This is a genomic window from Variovorax sp. efr-133-TYG-130, from assembly GCF_030208835.1.
Taxonomy (GTDB): domain Bacteria; phylum Pseudomonadota; class Gammaproteobacteria; order Burkholderiales; family Burkholderiaceae_C; genus Variovorax.
Window position 1 is genome coordinate 272,869 of the sequence record NZ_JARVTD010000012.1, and the last position, 20,765, is coordinate 293,633.

Genomic DNA, 20,765 nt, shown 5'->3' on the forward strand with positions numbered 1-20,765 from the left:
GAGAAAAACTGGGTAAGAGGCCCGGGTCTTCCGGAGGTTCCGCATGTGCAGGTCGACAAGAAAAATTCAGTCCCTCACGGCTGCACGCATGGCGCGCCGAGGCGAGGACGCTCCCAGGTGGAAGCCCAGAAGACGAGCGCGAGCGCGCTCACGGATGCGCCCAGCATGCACACGCCAAGCCATCCGAGGTGCGCGTACACCGTCGTTGATGCAATGGCCCCCGCACCGCTGCCCGCTGCGTAGAACAGCATGTAGCACCCGATGAGGCGGCCATGCGATTCGGCCGGCCCTCGCAGGATCATCGCCTGGTTGGTGACATGCAGCGCCTGGCAGCCCACGTCGAGCATCAGGATGCCGACAGCCAGCCACCACAACGACGACTCCGTGAAGCCGAGAGGTATCCATGCCAGGAGCAGCAGGGCGAGCGCAGCGGCGCTCGTGCGCTGGCCCCACCCCCGGTCGGCCCAACGTCCTGCCCGCCCCGCGAAGAACGCGCCGGCGGCACCAATCAGCCCGAAGGCCCCGACGGCTGAATGCGACAGCGACAGGGGTGGCGCGGTAAGCGGCAAGGCGAGCGCGCTCCAGAAGATGCTGAAGACGGCGAACATCAGCAACGCCAGGGTGCCGCGCGTTCGAAGCTCCCGGTCTGTCAGCAAGAGGCCCAGCGTCGAGCGCACGAGCTGGATGTATGGCAGACGCGATACCGCAGCCGGCTGTGCGGGCAGTTGCCGCCAGACAAGCGCCCCGAGCACCACCATGACCGCTGCGGAACCGACATAGACGCCGCGCCAGCCGAGCAGGTCGGCAACGACACCCGACCAGACCCTCGCAAGCAGCAGTCCGACGACCACTCCGGCCTGCGCAGCTCCGACGACGCGCCCACGTTCATGAGAAGCCGCGGCGCTCGCCGCGTAGGCAATCATCCCCTGCGTCATGGCAGTGCCCAAAAGGCCGACCGCCAGCATGCCCGCCATCAGGGCGACGGCGCTTCGAGCCATGGCCACGCCGCCGAGGGCGAGGATGAGGCCCATCAACTGAAGGCGGGCGAGCCGTCGGCGGTCGTACTGGTCGCCCAGAGGAACGAGCAGCAGCAAGGCCAGCACCGACCCGGCCTGGGTGGCCGTCACGACGCCGCCGATAGCGGCAGGCGCGACGCCGAAGTCCATCGCCAGGCTGTCGAGCAGAGGCTGTGCGAAGTACACGTTTGCGACGCTCACGCCGCTCGTGCAGGCAAACAGGGCGACCAGCCTCCTCGGCATGGTCGGAGGGTTGCTCGCGGTATCCATGGGAATTCATCTCCATCCGGTTTCATTTTAAAACTGGATGGAGCATAGCTTGTTGGTTTTAAAATGCAACCAGAAGGCGGCGCTTACGCTGCGCGGAGATGTCGATGGCCGAACGAAAGCGAATGAACACGGCGAGTTGCCCGGTGGCGCGAGCGCTCGACGTCATCGGCGACCGCTGGTCGCTGCTGATCGTGCGGGACGCGTTCGACGGGGTCAGCCGATTCGGCGACTTCCAGGCGAGCCTGGGCGTCGCGCGCAACATCCTGGCAAGCAGGCTCAAGGCGCTTGTGGAGGAGGGGGTGTTGGAGGTTCAGCCGGCTTCGGACGGCACGGCGTACCAGCAATATGTTCTGACGCCAAAGGGGCAAGCGCTCTTCCCTGTGGTCGTCGGCTTGCGGCAATGGGGCGAGGACAACCTCTTTCGCCGTGGCGAACACCATTCACGGCTCGTGGAAAGAAAAAGCGGCAAACCGGTCGCACCCCTGAAGGTCTCCGGGCCCGATGGGCGCGCTTTGGCTTTCGGCGATGCGGTGGTGGTCGAAAAGCAGGCCCCTATCCACCCTGGTGCTGGCCCTTCGCGAACCGCGGCAGCAGCCCGGAGCGCGGCAGGTCGCGCATGAACGGCGGCACCGACAGCGCCAGCAGCAATGCCGCGAGCGGCACCACGCACACGAACCCCACGTATTTGAAGCCGAGCGCACCCACGACACCGCCGAGCACGAACATGCCGATCAGCCCGGCGGCCCTGCGCATGCGGGTGCGGTCGTGGCGCACGGCGGGAGCGGGGGAGGCCGGGGCCTGCGCCGACTTCCTGTTCCAGTAGAGCAGCTTGCCGATCTCCATCCCCAGGTCGGTGATGTTGCCGGTCATGTGCGTGGTCCGGATGCTGCCACCCGAAGTCTTGGAGGCGATCGCGTTCTGCAGACCCATGATGAAGGACAGCAGCAGCACCGTGAGCGGCACGGCGAAAGGCGTGGCCCAGGTGAGTGTCACGGCACCCATCAGCCCGAACGGAAACATGAGCGCGGCCTCGAGCAGCAGCGGCAGCGCATAGACGCTGCGCAGGCGATGCTGCCGGCCCCAATTCACCAGCACCGCGCACACGGCCGCGCCCGAGGTGAACGCCAGCACGGCCCCGAGGGCGTTCAGCAGCAGCCTGGTATTGCCCAGCACCAGGCCGTCGGCCAACTGGGACGCGAACCCCGTCATGTGCGAGGTGTACATGTGAAGCACCAGGAAGCCGCCCGCATTCACCGCGCCGGCATTGAAGGCCAGCAGCAGGCCCAGCACCCAGTTCGTCGAGGGCGCACGGTGTCGGCTGGTCAGAAAGCGCAGTCTGCGCATGGGTGGGGCTGTCCTTTGGAGCGTCGCCCATTCTCGCGCACAAGCCGTGGGCGGAACCGTTTGCCGGCCTGGGCCGGTGCGGATCAGGCATCCAAGCTGTACGGATAGCGCTGCGACAGGCCCTCGGACAGCCGATTCATCTCCCGGGTAATTTTCTCAACGTTCGCGAGGCCTGACGCGCATTGCTCCACGTGCTCCACCTGCGCCATCAGGTCGGCCAACTGAAGCCATTGGTTGAAGTCCAGGCACATTTCGATCGACAGCGCGTCGGTGCCCTGATCGTGGTCGAGAAAGGCCACCTGATTGCCGTGTTCGGTTGGGCCCAGCAGCCACGCGTCTCCCGTGCCGGAGGTGCCGAAGACCCACCACTGCGTGCCCAGCGCAATCAAGGGATGGTCCCTGTCGGCTGTCTCGCGCAGCAGTTGTGCCAGGTTCAGCAGCATGAAGTCGCCGGCGATCTCCTGCCCGCCGATTTCATCGACCAGCGAAAGGAAGCCTGCAGGCAGGCTTGCCGCGAGCGCTTCGCGCGCGGTCACGGAAATAGCCGTGGGTTCGCGACGTCGCGTGCTCAGTTCCGCCACGATCTGCCCCACGGGGCGAAGTGCCAGCATGCTTCTAGAACCTCCATAGTCATCCCACAAGCCCCTGATGATGCCGTCATTTGCGGTCGGTCCCCGAGTCCACATAAGCGAGCGCGTTTGCCCGCGGCTCGAAGATCGGGTGCGGGCGAGCCGGTAGCGTATTTGCCTTCGGCTGGAATGGTCCTAGGGCAGGCGCCGCGCTCGGCCTACGCGCCGCGTCATCCTGCCCGCTACAACTGGTTTCAACGCCGTCTGACAGCAGCGACTTCGGCCCCGACGCATCCTTTTCGCCATCAACAGGAGCCATGAGAGAGAGAGAGAAGACGATGTCGAAAAAGCGTGACCGCAAACCCACTGCCAGCTCGCTGAGCGGCGAGTTCTGGCTTCTGATTGCCGTATTCACCTGTATCGCCACGCTGGCGCTGCTGCAGGTTGCGGTGGAGCGCGAGCGATCGCTGATCAAGGGTGGCGGCAAGGCCGAAGCCGTGCTGTTGTCGAGTTCGCCGGGCTTTTACGCGCGCTAGCTAGCCTAGCCGCCCAAGGCGGCCGCCTGCTGGCCAGGCCAGGGCTGCGCGGCGTGGATACTCGCGCGACAAGCAACCCGATGTACACCGTTGTATGGTTCATGCCGACAGGCCGCACCCGACCTCCGCAGCAGAGCCTGAATTCATGAGCCATGCATCGCAAACCGCATCTGCCCCAAAAACTCTGCCTGTGCTGCGGCCGGCCCTTTGTCTGGCGTAAAAAGTGGGCCGAGGTGTGGGACGAAGTCAAGTACTGCTCCGAGCGCTGCCGCCGCAACCGCGCAAGCCCGCAACCGCAGGGCACGCCGCCATGAGCACCGCCACCGGCCATCTGAGCGTCCGACTGCGCCAAGTGCTCGCGAACTGCTTGGCTCACGACAAAGCCTGCCAACGCCTGTGGGGCATCGCATGAACGGTCCCACCCATACCCTGCGCCTGGTGCTGGGCGACCAGCTCAACGCCGGGCACAGCTGGTTTGCCCAACGAGATCCGCAGGTGGTCTACGTGCTGATGGAGGTGCGCCAGGAAACCGACTACGTGCTCCACCATGCCCAGAAGATCCTGGCCATATTCGCCGCCATGCGCGACTTCGCGCGCCAGCTGCGCGCTGCCGGGCACCGCGTGCGCTATGTGGCGCTGGACGACGCGAGCAACCGGCAGTCCATTCCTGCCAACCTGGCGGCGCTGGCCGCGCACTACGGCGCCCAGAAGGTCCAGTGGCAACAACCCGACGAATGGCGGCTGGATGCGCAATTGCTGGAATGGGCCGCTACACAGCCCCAGGCCTGGGAAGTGGTCGACAGCGAGCATTTCCTGACACAGCGCGGCGAGCTCGCAGCGCTGATGCGCGGCCGCAAGCAATGGCTCATGGAGCACTTCTACCGCCATATGCGGCGTCGCTGGCAGGTGCTGCTGGATGCCGGCGGCGAACCCGAAGGCGGGCAATGGAACTTTGACCACGACAACCGCAAGCGCTGGCCCGGCACGCCGCCCGAGCCCGCCGATTGGCGCCCCCAGCACGACCACAGCGTCCTGTGGGACATGGTTCAACGCGCGGGTGTCGCGAGTTTTGGCGACCCGCAGGCCGCTGTCCTGCGCTGGCCCCTGAACCGCGATGAAGCCCTGGCCTGCCTGGATGCCTTCATAGCCACGGCACTGCCGCATTTCGGGGAATACGAGGACGCTCTCGCCAGCAGCGCACCGCGCTTGTTCCATTCGCTGCTGTCGTTCGCACTGAACGTGAAGATGCTGCATCCGCTGGAAGTGGTGAAGCGCGCCGAGAGCGCCTGGCGCGCTGGCCAGGCGCCGTTGGCGGCCGTGGAGGGGTTCGTGCGCCAGATCCTGGGTTGGCGCGAATACGTGCGCGGCATCTACTGGGCACACATGCCGGGGTACGAGGCGCACAACGCACTGGCGCATCGCGCACCGCTGCCGCAGTGGTTCTGGAGCGGCGACACGCGCATGCGCTGCCTGCACCTGGCCATCACCCAGTCGCTGCAGACCGCCCATGCCCACCATATCCAGCGCCTGATGGTGATCGGCAATTTCGCGCTGCTCGCCGGATTGGAGCCGCAGGCGCTGCACCGCTGGTACCTGGGCATCTACATCGACGCCTTCGAGTGGGTGGAGCTGCCCAACACGCTGGGCATGAGCCAGCGCGCCGATGGCGGCCTGATCGCCACCAAGCCCTATGTGAGCAGCGCCGCCTACTTGCAGCGCATGGGCGACTACTGCAAGGGTTGCGCTTACGACCCGGCCCGGAAAACCGGCGAACGTGCCTGCCCCTTCAACGCGCTGTACTGGGACTTTTTCGAGCGCCACGCCCCCGCGCTGGAAGGCAACCCGCGCCTTGCCCTCGTCTACCGCCAACTGCAAAAGATGCCCGACACGCAGCGCGAGGCCTTGCGCACGCAGGCTGGGCAGCTGCGCGAGCGGCTGGATGCGTTGTAGCTAACGGGCGATGTACATGTTGTCTACTTGGGTGGCTCATCGAGCGGCCGGCAGACTTCCAGCACCAGTCCGCGCAGCCACCGATGCGCAGGATCGCGGTCAAGACGCGGATGCCACATCTGCGAGACGGTGATCTGCTGCGTGGGTACCGGCAGCGGGAACGAGCACAGCGTGCCCCGCGTCCTCAGGTGTTCAAAGTACGAAGACGGTATCAATGCAACCAGGTCGGTCTCGGCCGCGATCGACAGGGCTGTGCTGAAGCTCGGCACTACTACCGCGGTATTGCGAACCAGGCCCATCGCTGCAAGCGCGTTGTCCACCGGTCCCTCGGTCCGGCCGTGGCGCGAAGTGACCACGTGGTCGCAGGCGGCGTAGCGTTCTGCAGTTATCTCGGGTTCGGCGAGCAGAGGGTGGCCTTGGCGCACCACCGCGACGAATCGGTCGCGAAAGAGCGCCTGCACGCGTACCTCCGGACCCGAATCGCCGAGAACGCCGACATCCAGATCGAGCAGTCCCTCGCGCAGCGGGCGAACGTCCTTGTCGGGCTTGGGCGCGAAGCGCAGGCGAACGCCGGGCGCATCGTGTGCGGCGCGAGCCACCAACCGATGCGCGAAGGCCTCGATGAAGCCGTCGTTGGCCCGTATGGTGAACAGGCGCCGGAGCGTGCGGGGATCCATGCTCGCGCCAGCGGTCTGAAGCACCGCGCGCGACTCCTGCACCAAGTCCCTGACGCGGTCGCGAAGCGTCAGCGCATGCGGCGTGAGCACCATTGCGCGGCCCGCGCGCACGAGGAGCTGGTCCCCGGTCGATTCCCGCAACCGCGCGAGTGCGCGGCTCATTGCCGACTCGCTCAGGCCCAGGCGCTCGGCGGCTTTCGCGACGCTGCCCTCGGAAAGAAGTGCGTTCAACGCAAACAGCAGGTTCAGGTCGGCTTCTGTCGGCATGCCCGAACCTAGCACGGCCGCGAGGATTTCGACAGGCGCCCCATGCAGGGACAAGCTGCGCGCCGCGCGCTGTGCAAGCCGTGCGTGCAGTCCTAAGCTGGCCTGGCGCAATAGAGCGTGACCCTTCCAGTTGTCCAATCATGTTGTCACCCACGCTTCGACCGAACCCTTCCTCCACCATCGCTAGCGCCGTCGAAGGCCGGGAGGCGAACGACCTGAATGCCGTGCACGATGCCGATGGCCTGCCTCTGCCGCGGCGCTACGCAGCCGTCGCCGCGATCCTGGGCGCAGGCGTGCTGGTGGTGCTCGATGGCGCAATCGCCAACATCGCGCTGCCAAGCATTGCGCAGCAATTGCAGGCGACACCCGCCGATGCCGTCTGGATCATCACGGCCTACCAGCTGGCCGTGGTCATGTTCCTGTTGCCGGCTTCCGCTGTCGGGGAGCGGTTCGGATATAGGCGGGTCTTTGCCGGTGGTGTGGCGCTGTTCACCGCGGCGTCGGTGTTGTGCGCGGTGGCGCCGTCGTTGCCTTGGCTCGTGGCCGCGAGGTGCCTCCAGGGTTTGGGCAGTGCAGCCGTGATGCCCCTCGGGCTGGCGCTTTTGCGCTTCACCTATCCGCATCGATTGCTGGCGCGCTCGATCGCCTGGAATGCACTCGCAGTCGCGGCCGCTTCCGCATCGGGGCCTACCCTGGGCGCCTTCATACTCTCCGCGGCAAGCTGGCCTTGGCTCTTTGCCGTGAATCTGCCGATCGGCCTCGTTGTGCTCGCAGCCTGCGCGGGCTTGCCGAGCCCGCCGCGCTCGGTGCGTCGCATCGACGTGTGGAGCATTGCGCTCAACGCGGTCATGTTCGCCTCCTTCGTGCTGGGGAGTGACCGGCTGGTGGTGCATCCGTTGCACGGCGGCGCGTTGCTTGCCATGTCGGCCCTTTGCATGGTCCTGCTGGTACGGCGCGAGATGCCGAAGGCGGCGCCGCTGGTTCCGTTGGACCTGCTGCGCGTGCATTCCTTCCGGATCTCGGTGATTGCCTCCGTCTGCTGCTTTACAGGCCAGATGGCCAGCCTCGTGGCGCTGCCGTTCTATATCCAGCACGAACTGGGTCAGAGCGCGGTGACCGCCGGGCTCTTGATGACCCCGTGGCCCCTGGCGGTGATGCTGGCCGCGCCGCTGTCGGCACGCCTGGCCCAGCGCGTGCCGACTGCATGGCTGTGCGCGGCCGGAAGCGCGTGCTTCGCAAGCGGCCTGGCCCTGTGTGCCCTGTGGCCGCTGCACGGAAACCCGGTCCTGCCGATCGCCGTGTTCACGAGCCTCGCCGGCCTGGGTTTCGGCTTCTTTCAGACACCGAACAACCAGAACATGTTGCTCTCGACACCCAAGGATCGCAGCGGCGCGGCCGGTGGCGCGCAAGGCACCGCACGGCTCACGGGGTTGACGCTCGGCAGCTTGCTGATGAGCTTGATGTTCGGGATGCTGCCGTCCCACGGCGCAGTGCACTGGGGCCTGGCGATTGCGGCTCTGGCTGCGTTGATGGGGAGTGTGGCGAGCCTGCTCAGAAGCCCAGCAAGGGCTCGCGCCACGTGATCGGAGAAGCGCGATCTGTCAGTCGATGGATTCGGCCACGCGCCGCCGTAAAGCCAACTCCGCGGGTAAGCCGAAACTGGCCTACAGATGGATGCCGCCGCCGCGTACGCTGCAAGCGTCGGAAGCAGCTAGTGTGAGTGGTTCCTAAACCATCAACAACACAAGGACCTGTCATGAAGACTTCATTCGCTTTGATTGCGGCGACGACCGCCGTTGCATTGCTCACCATGGCCGGCACCGCAGACGCCAAAGGCTGCATCAAGGGTGCGGTGGTAGGCGGCGTGGGCGGCCATGTTGCGGGGCATCACGGTCTTCTTGGCGCTGCTGGCGGCTGCGTGGTCGGGCGGCATATGGCCAACAAGAAGGAAAAAGAAGCCGAAGCGGCGGCCGCCGCGCAGAGGGCTCCAGCAGACTCCTCATCCAATAGTCAAGTCAAGCAGTAGGCCCGTACTGCGCTGCCTGCATGACGCATCAGCCCGGTGAGGCCGGGGAGTTGGCCAGCATGTCATGCCGGGTGTAGGGACGCTCCCGGTTTGCCAGCTTGGCCGCAATCACCTCGAGAGCGTCCTGGGTCGGCGCCGGACGCCCCTGCAAAAGCAGGGCAATCAGCAAGACCATGGCAATCAGCGGCCACTGCCTGCCTCGAGGAAGAGAAACCAGCCGGCTGTGGCACCACAAAAAGCCGGCGCTGACAATGGTGCCCAGCGCGGCACCCGCGATGACCTCCGAATTCGAATGCACCTCCAGCGCCAGGCGCGAGATGCCAATGCTGATGGCCAAGCACCAGCCCAGCGCTGCGGCGATCAGTCGCCGCCGTTGCGTCATGTGCGGCACAGCCATCCACAGCAGTACAGGCCATACGCTCGTGGACAGCGCAGTGTGGCCGCTGAAGCCGGTGAAGTTGAACTTTGCGCTGCCGATGCCCCAGCCCATGAAGGCGAGTTTCGACAGCATGACGATGAGCCCGCAGGCGCCAAACATCAGGACCCAGTGCAGGGCAGCCGTACGCGAGGCTTTGCCAAGGAAGAGCCACAGCGCCATCAGCAGCCCGACAGGCAAGAGAAATCCGCTGTCACCCAACGAGGTGAACGCCTGCCAGAAGCTGTGCATGTGGTTGGGGGCGCGATACAAGAGGCTACGACAGCGTCGGCCTGCTTCTTCGCTCCCGAGCTCGCGTCACGCGCCCATTGCGGCCAATTGCTCCAATGTCTTCCCGGCCGCCAGTGCTTCTTTCAGCCAGCGGGGCTTGGGGCCGAAGCCGGACCACGTGTTTCCAGCTTCATCGCGATATGCCGTGGCGCTGCGCTTTTTGGCAGGCGCGCCTTTGGCCTTCCTGGGTGCCTTCGCTGCTTTTGCAGGCGCAGGCCCGCTGGGCGACGCGAAGTCCTGGAGTGACTTGCCGGCAGCCAGCGCCGCCTTCAACCATTGCGGGCGTGGGCCGCGGCCGCCCCAGGTGTTGCCGAGGCCGTCCGAATAGGCCGGAGCACCGGTGGAGCCCGCATTGCGCGCGTCGACCTTTCTTGCCTTTCGCGGTGTGTCGCCATAGCCGAGTTGCCTTGCAGTCAACCCGTAATGGGCAATGGCCTCTTTGATACGGGCGACGACGCCCTCGATCTCCTGGGCTCGAAGCTCGTCGGCTTGCCGTTGCAGTGCCTCGATCTGCTTCTGAATTTGCGCGTAGCTTTTCTGAGCCATGGGTATACCTAATTTATGTGAGTCCAGGGCGCGACTTTAATCCTATTTGCAAGTGTTGCTGTTAGTCGACTCTGAGTGGAGCCGGCATGCGATATCGGGAGAAGCTCTACATAAACAAGTGCTTCATGCGCCCGATCGGCACTAATCAAGCATTTGCCCGGCGCGTGGATTTTGTCGGTGCAAGCAGCCGTTCCGGGTTTTGCAGGACCAGTTCCTCGAATGTTCGGCGAACCTCCGCCATGGCATCGACTGCGATCGTCGTCGGGTTGCCCAAGCGTCGCGTGACGATTCCGATCGAACGCAGGGGCCCATCCTCGATGTCGACCTTCTGCAGTCGGAGCAACGGCATGGCCGCCAAATAAGGAAGCACCGCGACTCCCAAACCTTCAGTCACGAACGCGGCCACGGTACCCAGTTGATCGAATTGCATCTTCGGCCGGAATTCAATGCCGCGCTGCAGATAGGCGGCGCTGATGTAGCGCATTGCCGTGCTGTTGTCCGTCATTGTGATGAGCGGCAGGGAAATCATTTCTTCCAGGCACACGACTGGATTCAACTTCCGCCTCCACCGTCGGCCGGCCAGCAGGACAAAGCGGTCCCGGACCACTTCCTCGTAGTGAAGGTCTGGATGTGAGGGCGCGATCGAAGCCAGCGCAAAGTCCACCTGGTAGCGCAGCACTTGTCCCACAGCTGTGGTGTTGCTGCAGTCATTGACGGTGATGCGGGACGCGGCGTGGCGTGCTTCCAGCGCGGCGCACACCTGGGGTAGAAGCACGCTGGCCAGAGAGGGAAACGCCGCGATCGACAGGTGTCGTGCCTCGCGCTCCGCCGAGGATTGCAGTCGCTTGAGACCGGCGTCGTACTCGCCCACCACACTGCGCGCCACCGCCACGAGCTGCGCGCCGCCCGCTGTCAGCCGAACATGGCGCGTGGTGCGCTCGAACAGCGGTAGCCCCAAGGACTCCTCCAAGTCCCGAACAGCCTTGCTCAAACTGGGTTGCGTCATGAACAACTGTTCGGCCGCCTTGCTGAAGTTCAGCGACTCCGCCAAGGCCAAAAACATGCGCAGGTGTCGAGGGGAAACATTCATTCCAGAATTCTATATATCAATAGAAATATGGAACTTCACCGATAGATCGCCGATGGATAGCATTGCCGCCATTCAAGAATCAGGACAACTCATACATGGCTCGCATTCCCTACGCCGACACGCAGACTGGTGCCGTGCGTCCGCTGGTGGACAAGATGATCGCCCAACGCGGCAGTGTCCTTCACCTGTACCAGATGCTTTTGCACAGCCCTGCAGTCGCCGATGGTTGGCTCACATATCTCACCTCCATTCGACAGAAATCAAGCCTGGACGGAGCCTTGCGCGAGCTGGTCATCATGCGCGTTGCATTGCTGAATCGCGCACCTTACGAGGCCGACCAGCATGCGCCGATCGCCGTGAGCGAAGGGGTCTCGGAGGGAAAGCTGGCAGGCTTGGCCGACTGGCCCCATTGCCCGCTGTTCGAGCCGATCGAGAGAGCGGTGCTGGCATATGTGGATGCGATGACACGACAGGTGCAGGTCGACGATGAAGTTTTCGCGGCCGTCGCGGCGCACTTCGCACCACAGCAACTTGTCGAACTCACAGCCACGATTGCCGCCTACAACATGGTGTCGCGGTTTCTCGAAGCGCTGCAGATTCATTCTCACGACACGCGCTGAAATCACTGACCGAACCATTGGAGACAAAACCATGAGAAGACTCACTCTGCTCGCCGCGATGCTGCTGCCGATCGCAGCCATGGCGCAAGGAAAATGGCCGGAGAAAGCCATTACCTTTGTCGTCCCCTTTCCGCCTGGTGGGCCGACGGACATCATGGCGAGGCTGATTGCCACGCCCCTGTCGAAGCGCTTGAACGTGCCCGTCATCGTGGACAACAAGGCTGGCGCCAGCGGCAACATCGGAACCTTGCAGGTTGTCCGGGCGAAGCCCGATGGTTACACCATCTTGCTGGCCGCGAGCGGAAACCTCTCTGTCAACCAGTATCTCTACAAGAATCTGGGCTTCGATCCGATCAAGGACCTGACTCCGATCGTCCAAATCTCGAAGTTTCCCCTGGTACTGGAGGTATCGGCATCGAGCTCTCTCAAGTCCTTCGAGGATTATGTGGAGTACGCCAGGAAGCCGGCCAACCGAGTCACGTTCGCTTCGGCGGGCAATGGAACTCCACAGCACCTCGGCGGAGAACTGTTCAAGGACGGTGTCAAGGTCGATATCACCCACATTCCGTACAAAGGCGCGGCGCCCGCTCTCGTGGATTTGATAGGTGGCCAGGTCACCAGCATGTTCGACATTCTTGGCAGCTCGATGCCGCACATCAGGTCTGGCAAGCTTCGCGCGCTTGCCGTGACCACCAGGAGCCGTTCCGAACAACTGCCGGACATTCCGTCGGTCAGCGAACTTGGCTACCCGAATTTCGACTACTACGCATGGCACGGCATCTCGACCACAGCCGGCACGCCGAAACCAGTCATCGACCGACTGAACGCCGAGATCCGGGGAATCTTTCAGGATTCGGCATTCAGGGCGCAGTGGAAGGAGATCGGTTCGGACATCGTCGTAGGCACTCCCGAGCAGTTCGGGGAGGTCACCCGCAGCGAGGCCCGAAAGATGGAGACCCTCATCAAGAGCCTGAAGATTCAGTTGGACTGAACCTGGATTCCCTGATGACAGACAACGGCTCTGGGCGCGCCTTCCTCCAAGAGCAGGTCACGCAGCCAACAGGTCGCTGTCGGCGGATGGTGCGTCATTCCTGGCGCAAGCGCAGCTTGGTGGCGCGGGCCCCCTCAGGGCAAGGGCCGTCGGAGTATTCAGACTCGCCCGAAAGCGTGACGCACTTGCTCACCTCGACCGTCTTGACAGTCTTTGCGACCACCGGCTGCTGCGGGGCATCGGCCACTGCCAGCGCATAGGTCCTCACGGGCCGCGGCGCCTGCTGTGCACGCTCGGCCATCACGGGCGGCGGCCGCACGTCCACCTGCGCGGGCATCACGGCAACCGGCACCGGTGCGCGCGCGGCGCTTTCGCGGACCAGGTCCTGCAGCGCCACGTAGAAGAGGAACATGGCAAGCAGCGCCACGGCCAGACACGGCGCCCAGAAGCGCTCGGGCCCGGCAACCGGACGGGCACGCGGTGTCAGCGACGCGGCCATGCCCGGCTTCCCGTCTGCAATGCACCCGCCAGCTTCGCAATGCCGCCGGTTCCGCTGGCTGCGCGCCCGATCAGCGCACCGCCCGCCGCGCCTGCCACGATGCGCGCCAGGAACGAGCGGCTGCGGCCTGCCGCCAGCAGCAGCAACACGCCCGCGCCGAGCACCACCAGGTGCTCGCCGGGGTAGTCTGCGCGCGCGGCGTCCACTTTCTTGAATTCGTTGATCGTCGATTCGAGGCTCATGGCTGAAGCTCCTTTTTCTGTGTTCCCCCGTTCGTATCCTCCGGGGCGACGCGTCGCTGTAGGCCTGCGCCATGCACGCTCGCGGGATCCCACCCGAAAACATGGCGGACTGCGCCGCAGGGGTCCCGTGTAGCCGCCCCGGGCAGGGCCTCCTCGGCCTCCTTCGACTACAGTCAGCAGCGTATTCAACCGGCCGATGCAACACATTCGCTGAACAGTTCAGCAGGTGTATGGAGTCCGCGGAAGAAGTGGCGTGCATGGTTTCCTTGCTCGCAGGTCCGAAGCCGGCTTCTTCACGGGGGCGATACACACGATCGATGGTGCGTTCGGGGCTTGAACCGGTTTGGATCACGCATCCAATTCGATGCGGTCACCGTGAAAGCAGCTCGATCACCTCAGCCGTCAAGGTGACCGAGCGCGTCGAGTGGCTTGCGGTGCGAATCCATCGGCGCGCGTGTCCAACTTGTCTGCAGCTTTTCACTTGGCTTCGGATTCAAGCGACGTCCCGGTAGTTGCGAATTTGAGCCACGTGCAGAATTGCTATGGGGCCGGCACCAACTTGCCCGCGCGCACCTGATATATCGTCACCGTGCCGCGGAGATTGTCTCCGCGTGCATCGAAGGCGATCGGACCGATCAGGCCGGTGAGCTTTACGCTCGTCAGCTTCGGCCCGTAGACCAAGGGATCAGTGGAGCCGCCTTGCTTCATCGCTTCCACCAGCACCATGACCGCATCGTAGGCATAGGGCGCGAACACAATCACGTCGGTGCCGAAGCGCGCCTTGTATCGCTGGTTGAAGTCCGCAAAGGCGACCATGGCCTCGCGCGGCGCGCCGGCCTGCGAGCAGTAGGCACCCTCGTTGGTGCCGGCTGCAAGCTTGCTCCATTCGCTGGTGCACACGCCATCGCCCGCGATGAAGGAGGCTGTCAATCCAAGTTGCTTCATCTGCCGGTTGACCAGCGCGGCCTGCGCGTCGGCACCGGCGTAGACGATCACATCGGGCTTGAGCCCGCGCAGGGTGGTGAGAATGGCCGAAAAGTCTGTCGAGCGGTCTGTGCCGAACTCGCGTTTGATGATTTTCACCCCTGCCTTGCCGAGGTCCGTGATCACTTGGTCGGCCAGGCCTTGCCCGTACGCGGTGCGGTCGTCGATGACCGCTGCGGTCTTTGCCTTCAGTGTGCGTGCGATGTAGCCGGCGATGCCGTCGGCTTGCTGCACATCGGTGGCCATGAGCCGCGCGGCGAACTTGTACCCAGCGCGCGTGTACTGGGGGTTGGTTGCGGCTGGCGCGACTTGCGGGATGCCGGCGTCGTTGTAGACGCGAGCCGCGGGGATGGTCGTGCCCGAGTTGAGATGGCCGACGATGCCATTCACCCGCATGTCGGCGAGCTTCTGCGCCACCGTGGTGGCACTGGCGGGATCGGCCCGGTCGTCCTCGACCACCGCCTCGAATCGCAGCCTGCGGCCGCCAATTGCGAGGCTCTGCGCATTGAGGTCCTCGATGGCGAGCCTCGCGCCGTTCTCCATGTCCTTTCCCAGGTGGGCGATGGCGCCGGTCAGCGGGGCGGCGACGCCGATGCGTACAGGCGCGTCTTGCGCCTGCGCCTGTGTGCCGGCGAGGGTAGCGATGACGAGCAAGGCGAGGACGTGGCGTTTCGACGGGTTCATGCGCAACTCCGTGGTTCGGGTGGATCGTGATTCGGGCCGGCACAGCGCCGCAAGGCCTGGGTTAGAGTAGGCCGTCCAGATGGAATAAATTTCGCTGTTTTGCCCGAGTGCGTAGGGCGCGGGCGGACGAAACATGCGCAATACGCGCGTGCATCGAACGAAGCATTTTTCTTTTGCGGGCAATGCCGACATGGCCAGAACAAAATCCGACAACTTTGACGACATCCGGGCCACCATCCTCGACGCGGCCGCGGCGCTCTTTGCCAAGAACGGCTTTCGCAACACGAACATCATCGACATTGGCGCCGCCTGCAATGCGTCGAAGTCGCGCATGTATCACTACTTCCCCTCGAAGGAAGCGATGCTTGCAGAGATGCTTGGTAACCACGTGAGCGCCTTGGTGGCGATCGCCTCGGACTTAGTGTCTGCTCCAATCGATCCGCGTACACGGCTGCGCAACTACTTTCTCGCGCACCTCAAGTACTACTACGAGCAGCGCGACCGGCACACGGTGCTGATCGAGGATGTCTATCACCTGCCGGATGAATTGCGCGCGCAGGTGAATGCCAACGAGCAGAAGCTGGTGAACTTTCTGTGTGCGCTGCTGCGCGAGATCAACGCCCAGAAATTCAAGGACCGCCAGGCGGCGACCACGCATGCAATGCTGATGTATGGCATGCTGAACTGGACCTACACCTGGTATCAACCTACAGGGCGTCTTAGCCTCGATTCATTGGCCGATCAGGCGACCGACATGTGTTTGCATGGAATTGTGTAGCGTCTTCGTTGGAACACATCTTCGCAGCGGCGACAACATAGAAGCCGGGGGCCTCCTCCCGCGCACCGAGCCAACTTTCGAGTGGGGAGACGCGCACCCCTCGTCTCCATTGCGGTCCTCGCCTACCGAGAACTGCCATCGCTGCTTTGCAGCACAGCAAGTGGATTTACGCGTTCAGCCCGCGGGGCTTGAGCAGACCGCGCAGCCCGGCGTACCACCGGCGGCACGCATTCGGGCTTGGCGGCTGGTTCAAGCCCTCGTTCGGCTTCAAGAGAAACGAGAGCTTGCTTGATGCGACGAGCATGGCGTCACGCACGTCTGAATCCTTAGCCGCCTGGCGGTACGGCCACCGGCGCAACGCTGAAAAGTCGTCAAGCGACGAATAGCGCGAGGCGCATTGCTTCCTGCTCGGCGGCGTTGCCCGGCTGCGGGTAAGCCCTAGCTGCCACAAAGTGTTGCCCTTCATTTATATTCCGTCTGGAAGGATAAAGAAATTGCAAACGACCGACATCACCAGTACCTGCGCATTTCTCGAGCAGTACTTCGACCAGATCGAGGAGGGCGCTAGCTTCCGTTCGCGCGGACGCACTCTCACAGAGGCCGACATACTTCAGTGGTGCGCGCTGACCGGGGACTGGTACGTGCTGCACACCGACGCGCACCATGCGGCGCGCACGCGCTTTGGCCAACGCATCGCGCCCGGCCTGATGTTGCTGGCCTACGCGGCCGGCCTCGGCATTCCGCCCGCTGCGCCGGCGATCGTCGCGAACTACGGCAGCGACGCGCTGCGATTCACGGCGCCGGCGTTCATCGGCGACACCATTCATCTCGAGGCCGCAGTGCTCGAGAAGACGGTGAAGCGCCCCGCCACCGACGGGGTGCTGCGGCTGCAGTGGAACGTTCACAACCAAAACGGGCTGCTGCTGATGGCCAGCGAACTGCGCATCCTGATGGCTTTCCAGGGAGCTGCGCGATGAGCGGCGGGATCTCTACCGAAGCGGTGCGCCTGACGCTGGAACTGCCGCTCGCAGTCGTCGCGATCGACCGACCCGCTGCGAAGAACAGCCTGCGTCTCGACGAGATGACGGCGATCGCCGACGCAATCGGCGAAGCGGTGTCCGCTGGTGCGCGCGCGGTGCTGGTGCGCGGCACACGCCATGCCTTCTGCGCCGGACGCGACCTCAAGGACACGCATCCCGAGACCGACGACACGCTCGCGATCCTGCGCGAGCGGATCAACCCGGTCCTTGCCGCCGTGCGTGACTGCCCGGTGCCGACGATCGCAGCGGTGCAGGGCCCGGCGCTGGGCTTCGGCTTCGGGCTGGCGCTGGCCTGCGACATCGCGCTCGTTGCCGACGATGCGCTGCTAGGCAGCCCGTTCCGCAACATCGGCGCGGTGCTCGACTCGGGCGGTCATCATCACCTGCGCGAACGCGTCGGGCAGCATCGTGCAGCCGAGCTGATATTCCTGGGGCGGCTGATCTCGGGGCGTGAAGCCGCAGCGATGGGGCTCGTCAACCGAAGCGTGGCGGCCGAAGCGCTGGACGAGATCGCGCTGCAGATGGCGCGCGAGATCGCGGGTGGTCCAACTGCCGCCTTTGTTGCGTCGAAGCGAATCCTGTCGCGCGTGCTTTCTTTCGAAGAGACGCTCGAGCTCGAGGCGATCGCGCAAACCGAGGCGCTGGCAGGACCCGATGGCATCGAAGGCATCGGCGCCTTCCAGCAAAAGCGCAAGCCGCGCTTCATCGGACGCTAGGCGATGGCTATGACCCCCGCTCCTGATACAGCGCGTTCGCCGCGCGCCCACTTCCTTGCCGCGCTGGCCGAAGGCCGGCTGGTCTACCAGTTCGACCACGGCGCGGGTCGCGCGGTCTTTCCGCCGCAGGCCGTGGGACCGGGTGGACGACCCGGCGATCTCGAATGGCGCACCAGCCGTGGCAAGGGTACGGTCCATGCGTGCACCGAGGTGCAGCGGCGCGACGGCTCGTTCAACATCGCGCTGGTCGATCTCGACGAGGGATTCCGCATGATGGCCACGGTGGTCGATGCGTCCCCCGGCGCACTGCGCATCGGGCTGCGCGTGGCCGCGCGCATCGAGCTCTGGAACGATGTGCACCGCGTGGTCTTCGGAGCGCTCGCATGATGGCAACGAACCTGCGCGGCGCGACCGCAATCGCTGGCATCGGCAGCACCGGCTTCGCGACGATGCCGGTACTTTCATCGCCTCTCGACGCGATGGCGTTGGCCTCGGTGCGCGCGCTCGACGACGCGGGGCTCTCGCTGGCCGATGTCGATGGCGTGTTCGCGGCCGGGCTGCAGCTCTTCATGCCCACGCTCAGCTTGTGCGAGTACCTGGGCCTGCGCCCACGCTACACCGACTCAACCCAGGTCGGCGGCGGTGCCTTCCTCGCTCACTTGAATCACGCGCGAGCCGCGATCGCGGCCGGACTCTGCTCGGTCGCGTTGATCGCCTATGGCAGCACGCAGAAGTCCGCGGGCGGACAGTTTGCGACCCATTCCGAACCCAACCCCTACGAAGTGCCCTATGGCTACCCGGGCCCGCTCGCGGCCTACGCGATGGTCGCGCAGCGCCACATGCATGAATTCGGCACCACGCGCGAACAGCTCGCGCAGGTGGCGGTGAGCGCGCGCGACTGGGCGCGGCTGGACACCGACGCGCCAGATCCGGGGCCGCTGTGCATCGAGGATGTGATCGCGGCGCGGCCGGTGGCGCATCCCTTCACCGTGCGCGATTGCTGCCTCGTGACCGACGGCGGCGGCGCGCTGGTCGTGGTCTCGGCCGATCGCGCCGCACAGCTTCGACGCGAGCCGGTATATCTGCTCGGCGTGGGCGAGGCCGCCACGCACCGCAGCATCGCGCAGATGCCGGACCTGGTGCGCACCGCAGCCGCAACATCCTCGGCCACGGCCTATGCACAGGCCGGCTTCGGGCCGAAGGACATCGACGTGGTGCAGTTCTACGACGCCTTCACGATCATGCCGATCGTCTTCGCCGAGGACGCGGGCTTTTGCGCCAAGGGAGAGGGCGGTGCCTTCCTCGACGGCGGTCGCACCTCGCCAGGCGGCGATTTCCCGATGAACACCAACGGCGGTGGGCTCTCACTCGGTCATCCAGGCATGTTCGGCATCTACACCGCGATCGAGTCCGTGGTGCAGTTGCGCGGCGATGCCGGTGCGCGCCAGGTGGCCGGCGCCGAACTCGCGCTGGCCCACGCGCCGGGCGGCTACATGTCGAGCCAATGCACTGCAATCTTCGGCACCGCCGCCACGCTCTGAACCCACCATGAAACTCCAAGCCCTCCAACAGAAACACGCCGGCCGCCTGGCCGATGCCGTCGCCGCCGTGGCCCGCCGCGGCTACCACAGCGCTTATCCCGAGGATCCGGCGCATCCCGTCTATGCCGATGGCTCGCGAGAAGCCGGCGAGGCGGTTGTGCGCGCGCGCTGGATGCAGCGCGATGGCGCGATCCGCGGCGAGGAACGCAGCGCCTTCGGCGCGCCGTTCGACACGGCCTACGCCGACGAGCCGGTAGACGCCGTGCTCGCACGCGCCGAAGCCGTGGCGCCGGCATGGGCCGCGCTCGACCCGGCCGAGCGCGCCGCGGTGGCGCTCGAGATCCTCGAGGCGCTGCAGCAGCGCGCTTTCGAGATGGCTTTCGCCTGCACGCATGCCTGCGGCCAGCCGTTCGCGATGGCCTTCCAGGCCGGCACGGCGCATGCGCTGGACCGCGCGCTCGAGGCCGTGGCCATCGCCGTGCGCGAGATGGGCGCCTATCCGGCGCGCGTGCTCTGGGAGAAGCCCGATGCGCGCCGGCCGCTGCGCGTGGAGAAGACTTTCGAGATCCTGCCGCGCGGCATCGCAGCCGTGATCGGCTGCGCTACCTTCCCGACCTGGAATTCCTATCCGGGCCTGTTCGCAAGCCTGGTCACGGGAAACCCGGTGATCGTGAAGCCGCATCCCACAGCCGTGCTGCCGCTTGCGCTGTGCGTTGATACGGCGCGCACCGTGCTCGCGCGCCTGGGTCTCGACGCCGATGTGGTGCAACTGCTGGTCGACACGCGCGTTGCGCCCAAGACCAAGGCGCTTGCGCTCGATGCGCGCGTGAAGCTGATCGACTTCACGGGCGGTCCCGAATTTGGCGAGTGGCTCGAGACTCACGCGCGCCAGGCCCATGTCTTCACCGAGAAGGCCGGCGTCAATGCGGTGCTGATCGAGAGCACCGGCGACTACCCGGGCCTGGTACGCAACCTTGCGCTCACGCTGAGCCTTTACAGCGCCCAGATGTGCACCACGCCTCAGAGCCTGTACCTGCCGCGCACGGGCATCCGACTGCAGGACGGCATGGCGAAGACGGTCGAGGATTTCAAGGCCGACCTCGCCGCAACCGTGGGCAAGCTGGTCGCCGATCCGGTACGCGCCGTCGAATTGCTGGGCGCGATCCAAAGTGATGCCACCGAGGCGCGCGCCGTCGAAGCCACGTCGATCGGCGAGCCGGCGTTCGTCTCGCGCCGGCTCGCGCATCCCGAGATGCCCGATGCGGTGCTGCGCACGCCGGCCCTGTACACAGTGCCGCCCGAAGCCCTCGACACCATCGCGCGCGAGCACTTCGGCCCGATCAGCCTGCTGATCGTGACCGAGGACGCGGACGCAGCGCTGCGGCATGCGCACGAGGTCACGCGCTTGCGCGGTGCGATCACCTGGTCGGTGTACTCGCGCGACGAGGCCTTCGTGCGCCGCGTGAAGCACGCGGCCGCCGACGCTGGCGTGCACCTCACGCTCGACATGACCGGCCCGGTGCTCGTGAACCAGTCCGCGGCCTTCAGCGACCTGCACGTGAGCGGCCACAACGCGGCCGGCAATGCGGCGCTGTGCGACACGGCCTTCGTGCTCCCGCGCTTCCGCGTGCTGCAGACGCGCCGCTACCTCGCCGCCTGAGGCGCGGCCACTG

At 65.2% G+C, this 20,765-nt stretch carries 25 protein-coding genes; 14 read left to right on the plus strand and 11 right to left on the minus strand.

Annotation, left to right across the window (positions count from 1 at the left end):
- Positions 1 to 74: 74 nt before the first annotated feature.
- On the minus strand, positions 75 to 1,286 hold the full coding sequence (locus QRN67_RS16685; protein WP_285412728.1) for an MFS transporter: 1,212 nt from the start codon (positions 1,284 to 1,286) through the stop codon (positions 75 to 77).
- Between the two features lie 104 nt (positions 1,287 to 1,390).
- Between QRN67_RS16685 and QRN67_RS16690 the strand changes: the two genes are divergently transcribed.
- Entirely contained in the window at positions 1,391 to 1,906 is a 516-nt protein-coding gene (locus QRN67_RS16690) for a winged helix-turn-helix transcriptional regulator (RefSeq protein ID WP_285412729.1), read from the plus strand.
- Here the strand turns inward: QRN67_RS16690 and QRN67_RS16695 are convergent.
- Positions 1,839 to 2,630: a YoaK family protein gene (locus QRN67_RS16695; protein ID WP_081269201.1), complete on the minus strand. Its 792-nt coding sequence runs from the start codon at positions 2,628 to 2,630 to the stop codon at positions 1,839 to 1,841. The two genes, QRN67_RS16690 and QRN67_RS16695, sit on opposite strands and share 68 nt — an antisense overlap.
- Positions 2,631 to 2,713: 83 nt before the next feature.
- Positions 2,714 to 3,241: a hypothetical protein gene (locus tag QRN67_RS16700; protein WP_285412730.1), complete on the minus strand. Its 528-nt coding sequence runs from the start codon at positions 3,239 to 3,241 to the stop codon at positions 2,714 to 2,716.
- A 296-nt stretch (positions 3,242 to 3,537) separates the two neighbouring features.
- On the opposite strand from QRN67_RS16700, the gene QRN67_RS16705 reads away from it, so the two are divergent.
- From QRN67_RS16705 to QRN67_RS16715, 3 genes are all read left to right on the plus strand, one after another.
- The gene (locus tag QRN67_RS16705; protein ID WP_081269203.1) at positions 3,538 to 3,735 is read left to right on the plus strand and encodes a hypothetical protein; all 198 of its coding nucleotides are present in this window, start codon (positions 3,538 to 3,540) and stop codon (positions 3,733 to 3,735) included.
- Between the two features lie 152 nt (positions 3,736 to 3,887).
- Positions 3,888 to 4,049, plus strand: a complete 162-nt coding sequence (locus tag QRN67_RS16710; protein WP_285412731.1) for a DUF2256 domain-containing protein — start codon at positions 3,888 to 3,890, stop codon at positions 4,047 to 4,049.
- A 94-nt stretch (positions 4,050 to 4,143) separates the two neighbouring features.
- Positions 4,144 to 5,685, plus strand: a complete 1,542-nt coding sequence (locus tag QRN67_RS16715) for a cryptochrome/photolyase family protein (RefSeq protein ID WP_285412732.1) — start codon at positions 4,144 to 4,146, stop codon at positions 5,683 to 5,685.
- Positions 5,686 to 5,708: 23 nt separating this feature from the next.
- Here the strand turns inward: QRN67_RS16715 and QRN67_RS16720 are convergent, their stop codons facing one another.
- Positions 5,709 to 6,629: a LysR family transcriptional regulator gene (locus tag QRN67_RS16720; protein ID WP_106938009.1), complete on the minus strand. Its 921-nt coding sequence runs from the start codon at positions 6,627 to 6,629 to the stop codon at positions 5,709 to 5,711.
- A 140-nt stretch (positions 6,630 to 6,769) separates the two neighbouring features.
- Between QRN67_RS16720 and QRN67_RS16725 the strand changes: the two genes are divergently transcribed.
- On the plus strand, positions 6,770 to 8,212 hold the full coding sequence (locus QRN67_RS16725) for an MFS transporter (RefSeq protein ID WP_285412733.1): 1,443 nt from the start codon (positions 6,770 to 6,772) through the stop codon (positions 8,210 to 8,212).
- A 173-nt stretch (positions 8,213 to 8,385) separates the two neighbouring features.
- Entirely contained in the window at positions 8,386 to 8,655 is a 270-nt protein-coding gene (locus QRN67_RS16730; protein WP_172839882.1) for a hypothetical protein, read from the plus strand.
- 28 nt (positions 8,656 to 8,683) lie between these two features.
- On the opposite strand, the gene QRN67_RS16735 is transcribed toward QRN67_RS16730, so the two are convergent.
- The 3 genes from QRN67_RS16735 to QRN67_RS16745 form a co-directional block, all read right to left on the minus strand.
- Positions 8,684 to 9,322, minus strand: a complete 639-nt coding sequence (locus tag QRN67_RS16735) for a phosphatase PAP2 family protein (protein WP_285412734.1) — start codon at positions 9,320 to 9,322, stop codon at positions 8,684 to 8,686.
- 66 nt (positions 9,323 to 9,388) lie between these two features.
- A complete protein-coding gene (locus tag QRN67_RS16740) occupies positions 9,389 to 9,907 on the minus strand; it encodes an H-NS family nucleoid-associated regulatory protein (RefSeq protein WP_285412735.1) in 519 nt (172 codons plus the stop codon).
- Between the two features lie 145 nt (positions 9,908 to 10,052).
- Positions 10,053 to 10,997 (minus strand): LysR family transcriptional regulator, encoded by a 945-nt coding sequence (locus QRN67_RS16745; protein WP_285412736.1) that lies wholly within the window; start codon positions 10,995 to 10,997, stop codon positions 10,053 to 10,055.
- A 95-nt stretch (positions 10,998 to 11,092) separates the two neighbouring features.
- On the opposite strand from QRN67_RS16745, the gene QRN67_RS16750 reads away from it, so the two are divergent.
- Both QRN67_RS16750 and QRN67_RS16755 read left to right on the plus strand, forming a co-directional pair.
- On the plus strand, positions 11,093 to 11,617 hold the full coding sequence (locus QRN67_RS16750; RefSeq protein WP_285412737.1) for a carboxymuconolactone decarboxylase family protein: 525 nt from the start codon (positions 11,093 to 11,095) through the stop codon (positions 11,615 to 11,617).
- Positions 11,618 to 11,648: 31 nt separating this feature from the next.
- On the plus strand, positions 11,649 to 12,608 hold the full coding sequence (locus tag QRN67_RS16755; protein ID WP_285412738.1) for a Bug family tripartite tricarboxylate transporter substrate binding protein: 960 nt from the start codon (positions 11,649 to 11,651) through the stop codon (positions 12,606 to 12,608).
- 94 nt (positions 12,609 to 12,702) lie between these two features.
- Here QRN67_RS16755 and QRN67_RS16760 read toward each other — a convergent pair whose 3' ends face one another.
- The 3 genes from QRN67_RS16760 to QRN67_RS16770 form a co-directional block, all read right to left on the minus strand.
- Positions 12,703 to 13,107: a hypothetical protein gene (locus QRN67_RS16760; protein WP_285412739.1), complete on the minus strand. Its 405-nt coding sequence runs from the start codon at positions 13,105 to 13,107 to the stop codon at positions 12,703 to 12,705.
- On the minus strand, positions 13,092 to 13,349 hold the full coding sequence (locus QRN67_RS16765; RefSeq protein WP_285412740.1) for a hypothetical protein: 258 nt from the start codon (positions 13,347 to 13,349) through the stop codon (positions 13,092 to 13,094). Before QRN67_RS16765 ends, QRN67_RS16760 begins: the two co-directional genes overlap by 16 nt.
- A gap of 540 nt (positions 13,350 to 13,889) precedes the next feature.
- A complete protein-coding gene (locus QRN67_RS16770; RefSeq protein WP_285412741.1) occupies positions 13,890 to 15,017 on the minus strand; it encodes a branched-chain amino acid ABC transporter substrate-binding protein in 1,128 nt (375 codons plus the stop codon).
- 133 nt (positions 15,018 to 15,150) lie between these two features.
- Between QRN67_RS16770 and QRN67_RS16775 the strand changes: the two genes are divergently transcribed.
- Positions 15,151 to 15,795 carry a TetR/AcrR family transcriptional regulator gene (locus tag QRN67_RS16775; RefSeq protein ID WP_234383148.1) on the plus strand — a complete coding sequence of 215 codons (645 nt, stop codon included), beginning with the start codon at positions 15,151 to 15,153 and terminating at the stop codon, positions 15,793 to 15,795.
- Between the two features lie 166 nt (positions 15,796 to 15,961).
- Here QRN67_RS16775 and QRN67_RS16780 read toward each other — a convergent pair whose 3' ends face one another.
- A complete protein-coding gene (locus QRN67_RS16780) occupies positions 15,962 to 16,261 on the minus strand; it encodes a hypothetical protein (RefSeq protein WP_285412742.1) in 300 nt (99 codons plus the stop codon).
- A 28-nt stretch (positions 16,262 to 16,289) separates the two neighbouring features.
- Between QRN67_RS16780 and QRN67_RS16785 the strand changes: the two genes are divergently transcribed.
- From QRN67_RS16785 to paaN, 5 genes are read left to right on the plus strand one after another with little or no spacing between them, the layout of a single operon-like run.
- On the plus strand, positions 16,290 to 16,772 hold the full coding sequence (locus tag QRN67_RS16785; RefSeq protein ID WP_234383149.1) for a MaoC/PaaZ C-terminal domain-containing protein: 483 nt from the start codon (positions 16,290 to 16,292) through the stop codon (positions 16,770 to 16,772).
- Positions 16,769 to 17,551: an enoyl-CoA hydratase/isomerase family protein gene (locus QRN67_RS16790; RefSeq protein WP_285412744.1), complete on the plus strand. Its 783-nt coding sequence runs from the start codon at positions 16,769 to 16,771 to the stop codon at positions 17,549 to 17,551. Before QRN67_RS16785 ends, QRN67_RS16790 begins: the two co-directional genes overlap by 4 nt.
- Positions 17,552 to 17,560: 9 nt before the next feature.
- Complete coding sequence (locus QRN67_RS16795; protein WP_285412746.1) at positions 17,561 to 17,938, plus strand: Zn-ribbon domain-containing OB-fold protein; 378 nt, start codon at positions 17,561 to 17,563, stop codon at positions 17,936 to 17,938.
- Complete coding sequence (locus QRN67_RS16800) at positions 17,938 to 19,092, plus strand: acetyl-CoA acetyltransferase (RefSeq protein WP_285412770.1); 1,155 nt, start codon at positions 17,938 to 17,940, stop codon at positions 19,090 to 19,092. Before QRN67_RS16795 ends, QRN67_RS16800 begins: the two co-directional genes overlap by 1 nt.
- Before the next feature lie 7 nt (positions 19,093 to 19,099).
- A complete protein-coding gene (paaN, locus tag QRN67_RS16805; RefSeq protein WP_285412748.1) occupies positions 19,100 to 20,752 on the plus strand; it encodes a phenylacetic acid degradation protein PaaN in 1,653 nt (550 codons plus the stop codon).
- The last annotated feature ends 13 nt before the right edge of the window (positions 20,753 to 20,765 follow it).